The following is an 11,572-nucleotide window of genomic DNA, read 5'->3' as shown; positions in this document are numbered from 1 at the left end:
TCTATATAATAATCTTTTCCATTCCCAGCTTATCAAGCTCGTAAATACTTATTTATTTTCAATAAGTTATTTTTATTTATCTTGGCGCCTTTCAAGCATAAATCAACCTATCTGCCAGACAACAACTGACAAACTCTCCTTTCGCCGCCAATTAATTAGCAGCCATAAACATTAATTCTGCTATTAATTATTACTGGTGTGTTTTTTTGCACACGCCATAAGCAGCGCTTTTAAGCTGCCAGACAAAAATGATCAGGTCATCCCTGGCGGGCAGGAACTAACAGGAGTCAGAATGTTGTTAAAAAAATGGAACAAACCCTTGGCTGTATTGGCTTTACTGGTCAGTGGTACACTGCATGCGGCCTCTACACCGGCGGTGGAAGCAAAACATGGCATGGTGGTGACCTCGCAATATCTCGCTTCACAAGTGGGGACTGATATTTTAAAAATGGGCGGCAATGCCGTTGATGCCGCAGTGGCGGTGGGATATGCACAGGCTGTTGTAAATCCATGCTGTGGCAATATCGGTGGGGGTGGTTTTATGACCATTCACCTTGCCGATGGAACTGACACATTTATCAACTTCCGTGAAACTGCACCAGCGGCTGCCAGCGCCGATATGTATTTAGATAAAGAGGGAAAAGTCACTAAAGATGCCAGCTTGTATGGTTATCTGGCAGCCGGCGTCCCTGGTACGGTATTGGGAATGGATAGCGCGCAGAAGAAATACGGTAAATTGACGCGCCAGCAAGTGATGGCTCCGGCGATCAAACTGGCCCGTGAGGGCTTTGTACTGACGCGTGCCGATACTGACATTCTGGACACTACCGTCAAACGTTTCCGCCAAGACCCTGAGTCCGCGCGTATTTTCTTGCGCAAAGATGGTGAAGCACTGCAACCGGGGGATCGTTTAGTTCAGGCTGATCTGGCTGAAACCCTTAGCGCAATCTCAGAGCAAGGGCCGGATGCCTTCTATCAGGGCAAAATACCGCAAGCAGTAGAGGCGGCGGCGAAAAAAGGTGGCGGTATTTTGACAGCCGCTGATTTCGCCAACTATAAAATCACTGAAACTGCACCGATAACCTGTAGTTATCGCGGTTATAAATTTGTTTCCTCACCACCACCCAGCTCCGGTGGGGTGACATTATGTGAAACTCTGAATGTGCTGGAAGGCTATGACCTGAAAAGCATGGGCTTCAATTCCGCGGCTTACATCCATACCCTGACAGAAGCTATGCGCCATGCTTATATGGACCGTAATACCTTCCTCGGTGACCCCGAGTTTGTTAAGAATCCGATTGATCGCCTGTTGAGCAAAAGCTACGCCGCCGATATCCGCAAGCAAATCGTTGCCAACAAAGCGACTCCCTCGGTAGAAGTACAACCGGGGATGCAACCCCATGAAAAACCAGAAACCACCCACTACTCTATCGTCGATAATGAAGGTAATGCGGTCTCCACGACCTACACGGTTAACGGCCGCTTTGGTGCTGTGGTGATTGCCCCGGGTACTGGCTTCTTCCTGAATGATGAAATGGATGATTTCACCGTCAAAGTGGGCGAGCAAAACCTGTATGGTTTAGTACAGGGGGCAACCAACTCCATCGCCCCCGGTAAGCGCCCACTATCGTCTATGAGCCCAACATTAGTGACCAAAGACGGTAAGACATTTATGGTGTTAGGCTCTCCGGGTGGCTCCCGAATTATCACCATCACCCTGCAAACAGCCCTCAATGTCATTGACCATGGCATGGCACCACAAGAGGCGGTAGATGCACCACGCATCCATCACCAATGGCTACCTGATGAGGTATATTACGAACAACGTGGCGTATCCGCAGATAGTCTTAATCTGCTGAAAACCATGGGATATAAGATGGTCGAACAGAACCAATGGGGTGCAGCCGAGCTGATTCTAGTGGGCTTGGCCGGAGTGGAGGGTGTCAGCCCGGCCAACTCGGGGAATGACTCGGCAGTTTCCGGCAAAGTTCGTGAAGGCTACCTGTACGGCGCTAACGATGTCCGTCGCCCAGCAGGTGCCGCCATCGGTTACTGATAGCTATACCCGTCATACTTCAAGCTGCATGTGCGTTGGCTGCTCTCAATCACCCGAATCACTTACTCCAGTAAGCTCATCGGGACTCATTCGCTTGCCGCCTTCCTGCAACTCGAATTATTTAGGCTATATAGATATTGATTAACAATGCTATTCATCCCCCATCAATGTATTGGTGGGGGAAATTTACTGGCTTATTGATATTACCAAGGCAATGTATGCCCCTGGTAATCAATAAAACCGTGACCGCCCTTACCGGAAGCGTGCTCAATTTGGTCGACCACGCCCTTCACACTGGTCGTAATGGTCAGGGGTGCCGCATCCCCGCCCATATCCGTTTTTACCCAACCTGGATGAATCGATAGCACCGTCAGAGCCGGATCGGCCACTTCAGCAACCAAACTACGGGTCATCATATTTAGTGCGGCTTTACTGGCTGAATAGAGAGGTTTATGGCCGGAGGCATTATGACCAATACTCCCCAACTGAGAAGACATAAAGGCCAATACACTTTGAGTTGGATTACGTTGTGTCAGCAGATGCTGAGCGATACGGATAGGTGAAACGGCATTGGTTTGGAATAATTCCAGAATATCTTCCGGTTGCGCCTCAAGAGCTGATTGATGTTCCGGCCCAGAGATACCCGCATTAACAAATATGAGGTCGAATATCTGCCCCTGTAGCTGCGGCAAAAACTGCTTAATACTTTCAGGTTTATTAATATCCAATGTTAGCCAATGGGCGGCATGGGCTGCGGTATCTTTCGCAGCACCGCGTGTCGTCGCAGTCACTGACCAACCACGGCGATTAAGTTCGTCAACCAGCCCCAGTCCCAAACCTCTTGAGGCGCCAATGATCAATGCCTTTCGTTTAATTGTGCTCATATCATTTTCCCTTTGCTGAATGTTACCTGCCCACTGTTTGGTCAGCCATACGATTACCTATCATATATATAATATCTCAACAAAAGGAAAAGCGGCGCTTGGCCGCTTTTAATCGCTATCACTGCTGGCTAACGATTAAGTTAGCGCTCACCAACACCACGCCACAAAGTGACACTCTCGCCAGCCAAGTGCAGATTGACGCCTGACTCAGTGCCATCCAGCTCGGATGAGCCTTCCAGGCGCAGCCACTTAGCGACATTGAGTAAAGGGGATGCTGGCAACGAAACATTGATATCACTAATACGTTGTATCGCGACCATCACTCGTTCACGTTGGTAGCTACGAATAAACACCAAAGTGTCACCATTGGCATAAACCACCTGACAACCACCACGCCGCAGCGCCATGCTTTTGTGCCGTAGAGCCGCCAGCCGTTGGCATAATTTCAACAGGTCATTATCCCATTGAGCCTCATCCCACGGGAACGGTTTGCGGCAGAACGGATCATTACCACCATCAAGACCAATTTCATCGCCATAAAATAAGCAAGGCACACCAATCCAGCTAAATAACCACACCAGCGCCATCTGCATTCGGGCTTTGTCATTATTCAGTAGGGTTATAAAACGGGCGGTATCATGGCTGTCCAGTTGATTAAATAAACGCAACTGATGGCCGTGCGGCAATCCGGCTCGGTACTCATCCATCCAGTAGGCACAATCCTCAGCCTTGAGTTTTATCGGATGATAAGCCACATCCTGGCCCGCTAAAAAGCTACGCACCGGTAATGCAAACCCCATGTAATTCATTGCCGAATCTTCTACACCGGCATGTAACCAATTACGTGCGTCGCCAAAGTGTTCCCCCAGAATATAGGCCTGCGGATTTTCTTCTTTAGCCGCCTGATATATACCGGTCAAATGGCGCAAATTCCCTTTAGCTCCGCCGTCCTCCCCCAACATATGCACCACATCTAACCGCCAACCATCAATGCTGTAAGGGGGGCGTAACCAATAACGCACCACACTACCGTCGCCCCGATAGATTTGATTTACCACGTCCTCACTCGCGAAGTTGAGTTTCGGCAAGCTGGCATTACCTTTCCAATCCAACGCCCGCCCATCGGGGAAGAAATTAAACCAGCCACGATAAGGTGAGTCCTGATGATGACAAGCCCCATTATCCCCTTGCTGGTGCCTATCAAACCAATGATGGGAATCACCGGTATGATTAAACACCCCATCAAGTACCAATTTTATGCCGGCCTCACGGGTAGCCATACGTAATTGCAGAAAAGCCGCCTCACCGCCCAGATAGGGATCTATCTGATAATAATCTTGCGTATCATATTTATGTACGCTGGGTGCGGTAAAAATTGGATTTAGATACAACGCAGTAACGCCAATTTGTTGCAAGTAAGGGATTTTTTGGCTGATACCCGCCAGGTCACCGCCATAGAATGTTGAAGAGGCATTAGTGTCATCCAATGGTTGTTGCCATGCACGACGAGCCACCGAATGACCCGCAGCGTGATGATAATAGCTCGCATTTTGCACGCCGTGCTCACCCTGACTACTGGCAAACCGATCGGGGAATATCTGATAAAAGACTTGGTCGGCCACCCAGTCGGGGCCACTGTCGGGCATATCAATGGCAAACTGAGCCAGTTGCGCCGGAGGAACCCGCGAGAATCCCAGCGGGCCGAACCATTGTTGGTCGTCATCCCATAACAGTTTAAAACAGTAGCGCCGTGTAGGTTGCCCTTCATGTAAAGGCAGCGTCGCGCGATAACACCAAAAGCCATCACGCTGTTGGCCTTTCATCGTCAGTAGCCATTCTTCATTATCCGGTTCGCAGCGTAAGAAAACCTGTGCTGGTAATGTGTCGCCATGCAACCATTCACCATGCAACCATAAAGTAATCTGTAATGCGTCGCCTCGCTGACGAACAAAAGGCGGGACCGGAAGATGCCAACCACTAAGCATAGAATTCTCCTGCGTTAACCAAAACCATTCCTGTTAAGGCTATCTGGTGCAGACATTAACGCCGCGACACATTCACCTGAGATAGGCGATTTATCTGAATATACAGCTCGCCGATATAAATAATGTCATGTAGTGGCTGCTTCCCCCTCATCTGTCACTATAAATATCAGGGATGAGATTGGGGGAGGAGAAGTATGGGGGTAAATAGCAGAATGCCCCAGATTGTATAGAGCAAAAAAAGCCGAGAAATCTCCCGGCTTGATAGTAGGTATTGACTCAGTATTACTCAGTTTCTTTGGCAAGCTCTCGCTGTTTCTTTTGATGGCGCACTTTCAAGTAATACCCCACCAACAACAATGCAATCCACACTAACCCTACATACAGTGAAATGCGGGTTGTCGGGAACCAGCCAATCAGAGCGATGATAAACACCAGGAAAATGATTGCCAGCACCGAAGTAAAGGTACCGCCACGCAGTGGGAAATCCAGCGCCTTAATCTGTTCTTTGCTTAATGAACGCCGGAAACCAATCTGGGAAAACAAAATCATGATCCATACCCATACAGTGGCAAAAGTCGCCAGCGATGCGATAACCAGGAACACATTTTCCGGCATGATGTAGTTCAGATAAACCGCAATCAGCATGGCAAACATCATCACCAACACCGTCACCCAAGGCACACCACGCTTGGATATTGCCGCAAAGGCTTTTGGTGCATGGCCCTGTTCCGCCATTCCGTTCAACATACGCCCGACACCAAAGACATCACTGTTAATGGCAGATAATGAAGCGGTGATCACCACAAAGTTGAGAATACCTGCCGCAACGGTAATCCCCATATGCTGGAAGGTCAGTACAAATGGGCTACCGTTCGTGCCCACCTGATTCCAAGGGTAGATAGACATGATGACAAACAGGGTACCGACGTAGAATACCAGGATACGCCACGGCACTGAGTTAATTGCTTTCGGAATGGAGCTTTTTGGATTTTCAGCTTCCCCGGCAGTAATACCGATAATCTCAATACCACCATAAGCAAACATCACCAGTTGCAATGATAGGATCATGCCGACATAACCGTTACTGAAGAAGCCGCCGTTAGTCCATAAATTATGAATACCGGTCGGCTGCCCACCGTTACCAATACCCCAAATAATGATACCAAACCCGGCCAGAATCATGATGATGATGGTGGCAACTTTAAAGAACGAGAACCAGAACTCCAGTTCACCGAAGACTTTGACGCTCATCATATTAACTGCGCCAATAATCAGTACCACACTCAGTACCCATACCCAATGAGGCACGTCCGGGAACCAGACCCCCATATAGATACCGAAGGCGGTCACATCAGCAATAGCAACAATCAAAATCTCAAAGCAATACGTCCAGCCGGTGATATAGCCCGCCATTGGCCCAAGGTAATCTTGTGCATAGCGCGAGAAAGAGCTGGCCTGTGGGTTATTCACTGACATCTCACCCAACGCGCGCATGATGATAAATGCCACCACGCCACCGATCAGGTATGCCAATAACACACTAGGCCCTGCCATTCTTATCGCATCAGCCGAACCATAGAATAAGCCGGTACCTATTGCTGACCCTAATGCCATAAAGCGGATATGACGGGTCGTCAGGCCCCGTTTCAGCTTATTTTTGACTGGTAATTCCATGTACATTGCCCCGTCTTTTTTCAGCAAAAAGCCACGGGGATGAGCCGTGGCTAAAAAAATCCTATGACTGTGCCGTTATTGCTTAGCAGCAACTTCCTGGCGACAGCAGAGGCGATCGTACAACCCTACGACGACGAATACCAGCAGGGAAGGCGATAACCACGCCAGACCTTGTTCAGCCAATGGCAGATGCTGAGTCCATTCAGGCAGGAAGTGCGCGAAGGTAGAAGCCTTCACCGCATCAAGAATACCGAACAGCAAACTAACCAGCATAACTGGAGCCACGATACGTGAGGCATGATGCCACCAGCGCAAAGTAAAGCTCATCAAAACCAGCACGATGCATGGCGGATATATCGCTGTCAGCACCGGAATGGAAATCTGAATTAGGTGACTCAAGCCCAAATTCGATACCATCATTGAGAAGATACCGAGAATGAATACCAGCGCCCGATAAGACAGCGGCAAGTACTGAGCAAAGAATTCAGCACAGGCACATGTTAGGCCCACAGCGGTCACCATACAGGCAATGAAAATCAATGCGGCCAGGAACACACTACCCAAACCACCAAAGGTGTGCTGAACATAAGCATGCAACACGACTGCGCCATTCTGTGCGTCAGGCGTCAGGCTGCCACTGCCGCTGCCAAGTTTAAACAAGCTCAAGTAAACGAGCGTCAAACCGATACCGGCAATCAATCCTGCCCAAATGGTATAGCGCGTCAGCAGCCCTGCGGAAACCACTCCACGCGAACGGGCCGCATTGACGATAACGATACCAAAGACCAAGGCACCCAAGGTATCCATGGTCAGATAACCATTAACGAAACCAGAGGAGAAAGGCACGTTCTGATAGGCATCAGTGGCTGAAATCAACGGACCGGCAGGCCAAATCAACGCCGCGATACCCAAGATAGCAAGCGCCAGAATTTTCAGTGGTGCCAGAATATGACCGACGGTGTCCAGCAAACGCCCCGGATAGAGCGAAATTCCAATCACCAGCGCGAAATAAACCACACTATAAATAAACAGCGGCAACGGGCCATCACCCGTCAAAGGGGCGATGCCCACTTCGAAGGAAACTGTTGCGGTTCGTGGTGTGGCAAACAGTGGGCCGACAGCCAAATAACAGACGGTAGCCAGTACCAAACCAGCACTACGGCCAATTGGGCTACTCAGGGCATCAATCCCCCCGCCCACCCGGGCCAGCGCGATAATGGTAATAACCGGTAAACCAACTGCGGTTATCAGGAAACCAAGAGCTGCCCACCATACATGTTCACCCGATTGTAAACCAACCATCGGCGGGAAGATGATGTTGCCAGCTCCAACGAATAAGGCAAAGGTCATAAAACCTAATGCCATAATATCTTTAGACGATAAACGATGACTCATAGTGGTGTGTGTTGCCTAAGTTAAATGGCCAAAAGGAAAAGTTCTAAGTTGTGGCCTTCCCGACGTGATCGAAACGATACAAAGCTCTGATAAACGCAAACTCCGGCGGTTAATAAGCAATCTATTTCGTCAGTATGCAGTGTTTTTGAAGTTATTTGCAGGTGGAATAGGCCAACAACGGCGCTAAGTAGACCGTTTATAGCGGAGAAAGGCAAGTCGGGATCATAAAAGCAGAATCATCATCCAGATAATTTTATCAAACCAGTTAATCGTGCCATGTTTTGAGAGATACACGCCATATGATTTGTATTATTTGTAGCCAGTCGTTAACAATTTACCGCCAATCTGGTGACCAATACTCAGGAGAGACTGATCGTTTTATACGCAGAGATAATGCCAGATTGGATAAACAAAAAACGACTACTGAAACACCTTAATCAGTAAAAACCTAACGCTTTTCGGGTCTGAATCAGTACCTCGGGAGGTAGGGGTAAATAGCCATCATGGGTGACCCTTTTTTGCCCCTCGGGCGATAGAACCCGCTCAAGGAACGCCGCAGTCAATGGCTCCAGTGGCTGGCCCGGAGCTTTATTGATATAAATATACAGATAACGTGATAAAGGGTAACGGCCATCTTTAACATTCTCAGGTGTTGGCATCACAAAATCCTGCCCCACCACCGCCAGTGACAACGGTTTAACACCACTATTACGAAAACCAATACTGGCATAGCCAATGCCATTCAATGAGCCAGCCACCGCCTGTACCACAGAAGCGGACCCAGGCAACTCATTGACATTATTTATAAAATCACCATCGCACAACACCTTATGTTTGAAGTATCCATAGGTCCCCGAAGCTGAGTTCCGGCTATAACGTTGTAAGGAACGCGCCGCCCACCCCCCTTCCAATCCCAACTGACCAAAGCGCTGAATTTGGTGTGGCTCTCCACATCGGCGATTTTGCGAAAAAATAGCATCAAGCTGCGATAAAGTCAGTTTGTTCAGTGGGTTATCCTGATGAACAAACACTACCAATGCATCAACTGCCACAGGAACTGCCAGTGGCGGATAGCCATAACGTTGAATAAATGCGTTGATCTCACCCGCTTTCATTGGGCGGCTCATCGGCCCAAGCTGGGCGGCACCGACAGCCAACGCCGCAGGGGCAGTAGAGGAACCTGCCGCCTGAATTTGCAAATTAACGCCAGGATAGTGATGATTAAAATCATCAGCCCACAAGGACATCAGATTGGCTAAGGTGTCAGAACCCACACTGGAGAGGTTGCCTGATAAGGTATTGGTGGCAGGCACGGAAGCCATCGGCAAAACCGCAACCGGAGGGGAAAGTACCGCTTCAGATTGCGCTAAAACGGCATGGCTAAACCATAACATGACATGCAACAACGTCAGTTTTGCCCATTTCATCAGCTTGGTATCCATGCAGTTTTTAGGATTTGACTGCATTCTCGGCTAAAACTGCGGGAACAATCAATCGATTCGGCAAGGTAAAGATAAATCGAGTCCCCAGACCGATTTCGCTCATGACCTCTAAACGTGCATCGTGATGACTCAATGCATGTTTCACAATTGCCAGCCCTAACCCACTGCCCCCCGTTTGCCGTGATCGGGCTTTATCCACCCGATAGAACCGCTCCGTTAGCCGTGGAACATGTTCAGGACCGATTCCCGGCCCATTATCGCTGACCTGAAATTGTGCACCTTGTGGAGTTTGCTGCCAACACACCTCAATTTGGGTACCAACAGGCGTGTGATTGACGGCGTTATAAACCAGATTTGATACCGCACTGCGCAGTTGGTCTTCGTTGCCAAACACTTTTAATTGGTCGTTAACCCGGAAGGTAATCTCATGTCGTCCGTTACTGAGAGCCTGAACTTCATGCTGTAACACTTTCAGCATCAACGGAATATCCACCCGCTCATTCATATCCACATTAGGTGCCGCTTCAATTCGTGATAGCGTCAAGAGCTGTTTTACCAACCCATCCATTCGCTTAGTCTGCTCTTGCATGGTCCCCAGTGCTTTATCCCGTAATGGCCCAACCAGTTCTTGGTCATTCATCATTTCCAGATAACCTTGCAACACCGTCAGTGGCGTACGCAATTCATGACTGACGTTGGCAAAGAAATTACGCCTTGCGCCTTCCAACTGCCGCATCTGGGTAACATCACGGGCAACCATCAATAATTGCCCTTCTGAATAAGGCATCACACGAAATTCGACGTAATAACCATTGTTCAGTTGCAGAGTCAACGGGCGGGAGAACTCTTGTTGTTGCAGATATTGGCTGAATTCCGGGTAGCGCAATAAATTAAGGATGTGTTGGCCATTATCCTCCGGCCAACGAAACCCTAACAACTGCTGAGCTAAACCGTTACACCAGAAGATATTGCCATCAATTGTGGTAATAACGACCGCGTCAGGCAATGATTCGGCACCACTGCGGAAACGTTTGATAAGCAAAGCCAGTTCGCGCCGACGCCGACGATTTCGCAACTGCATTTGGTACAAGCCGTAAAATAAAGGCTCCCAGCTCCAGCGACCAGCAGGTGGTGTCATGCTACGGTCTAACCACAGCCAGTGAGATAACTTAAGTTGATTATAGAAATTCCAAACCAGCGCCGCGACAGCTGAAATCAGCAATAGCCAAGGAAGATAGCCGATGAAGGCACCCAGGAGTAATGCAGGCAGACAAAAAAGAGCCAGCTCGAGAGCCAGCGTTTTCCATGATAAGCGTTCTAACACAACGAATTCTCCGGCACTGAAAACTCAGTAGCGCGTTGAGAAACGGTATCCAGTTCCCCGGACAGTTTGTACCATTCTGTCATGACCATCAATTTCAAGCGCCTTGCGTAGCCGACGAATATGCACGTCAACCGTACGATCTTCTACATAAACGTTAGTGCCCCAAACATAATTAAGCAACTGTTCACGGCTGTAAACGCGCTCCGGGTGGGTCATAAAGAAGTGCAATAACTTAAACTCGGTCGGCCCCATATCCAGCGCTTGCTCATTGGCCATAACCCGATGTGAGGAAGGATCAAGGCTTAGCCCTTGCATTTCAATAACTTCCTCAACCGCCATCGGCGATATTCGGCGCATCACTGCTTTAATACGCGCAACCAGCTCCTTCGGCGAAAACGGCTTGGTAATATAGTCATCTGCGCCCACTTCCAAACCGCGCACCCTATCCTCTTCTTCGCCACGGGCCGTCAGCATCATCACCGGAATATCTCTGGTCAACGCTTCACGTTTCATATGTTTAATGAACTGAATACCCGAGCCGCCAGGTAACATCCAGTCCAACAGCACTAAATCAGGGAAAGGCTCCGACAGACGAGTTACTGCGCTGTCATAATCTTCGGCTTCTAATGGTTGGTAACCATTCTGTTCCAACACAAAGCACACCATCTCACGGATTGGCGCTTCATCTTCCACCACAAGTATGCGTCTTGCCATCATCAACCCTGCCAGTATGTTAGTGGTCACTATTTGATTTCGGGAGCCATTATGCGTCAGTTTTGTGACATTTTTATGAAAAACATCACGCTTCTACA

Annotated in this window: 8 protein-coding genes; 1 reads left to right on the top strand and 7 read right to left on the bottom strand. The window is 48.9% G+C overall.

Annotated features, from left to right (window positions below; all coding sequences use genetic code 11):
- Nucleotides 1-292 precede the first annotated feature (292 nt).
- Nucleotides 293-2,056 (top strand): gamma-glutamyltransferase, encoded by a 1,764-nt coding sequence (ggt, locus tag V2A85_RS07690; protein WP_420071190.1) that lies wholly within the window; start codon nt 293-295, stop codon nt 2,054-2,056.
- Between the two features lie 203 nt (nt 2,057-2,259).
- Here ggt and V2A85_RS07685 read toward each other — a convergent pair whose 3' ends face one another.
- From V2A85_RS07685 to phoB, 7 genes are all read right to left on the bottom strand, one after another.
- A complete protein-coding gene (locus V2A85_RS07685; RefSeq protein ID WP_420071189.1) occupies nt 2,260-2,940 on the bottom strand; it encodes an SDR family oxidoreductase in 681 nt (226 codons plus the stop codon).
- A 140-nt stretch (nt 2,941-3,080) separates the two neighbouring features.
- Entirely contained in the window at nt 3,081-4,925 is a 1,845-nt protein-coding gene (malZ, locus tag V2A85_RS07680; protein WP_420071188.1) for a maltodextrin glucosidase, read from the bottom strand.
- 282 nt (nt 4,926-5,207) lie between these two features.
- On the bottom strand, nt 5,208-6,599 hold the full coding sequence (gene proY / locus V2A85_RS07675; protein WP_372558176.1) for a proline-specific permease ProY: 1,392 nt from the start codon (nt 6,597-6,599) through the stop codon (nt 5,208-5,210).
- Nucleotides 6,600-6,674: 75 nt separating this feature from the next.
- The gene (gene brnQ / locus V2A85_RS07670) at nt 6,675-7,994 is read right to left on the bottom strand and encodes a branched-chain amino acid transport system II carrier protein (RefSeq protein ID WP_083160081.1); all 1,320 of its coding nucleotides are present in this window, start codon (nt 7,992-7,994) and stop codon (nt 6,675-6,677) included.
- Nucleotides 7,995-8,431: 437 nt separating this feature from the next.
- Complete coding sequence (locus V2A85_RS07665; protein WP_420071187.1) at nt 8,432-9,421, bottom strand: PstS family phosphate ABC transporter substrate-binding protein; 990 nt, start codon at nt 9,419-9,421, stop codon at nt 8,432-8,434.
- A 22-nt stretch (nt 9,422-9,443) separates the two neighbouring features.
- Nucleotides 9,444-10,760: a phosphate regulon sensor histidine kinase PhoR gene (gene phoR, locus V2A85_RS07660; RefSeq protein ID WP_372558174.1), complete on the bottom strand. Its 1,317-nt coding sequence runs from the start codon at nt 10,758-10,760 to the stop codon at nt 9,444-9,446.
- A 24-nt stretch (nt 10,761-10,784) separates the two neighbouring features.
- Nucleotides 10,785-11,474, bottom strand: a complete 690-nt coding sequence (phoB, locus tag V2A85_RS07655; protein WP_025377384.1) for a phosphate response regulator transcription factor PhoB — start codon at nt 11,472-11,474, stop codon at nt 10,785-10,787.
- Nucleotides 11,475-11,572 lie beyond the last annotated feature (98 nt).

Source organism: Yersinia sp. 1252 StPb PI (genome assembly GCF_048593885.1).
GTDB classification, from domain to species: domain Bacteria; phylum Pseudomonadota; class Gammaproteobacteria; order Enterobacterales; family Enterobacteriaceae; genus Yersinia; species Yersinia enterocolitica_E.
The sequence above is the reverse complement of the archived record's forward strand: the minus strand, read 5'-3'. Positions and strand labels throughout refer to the sequence as shown.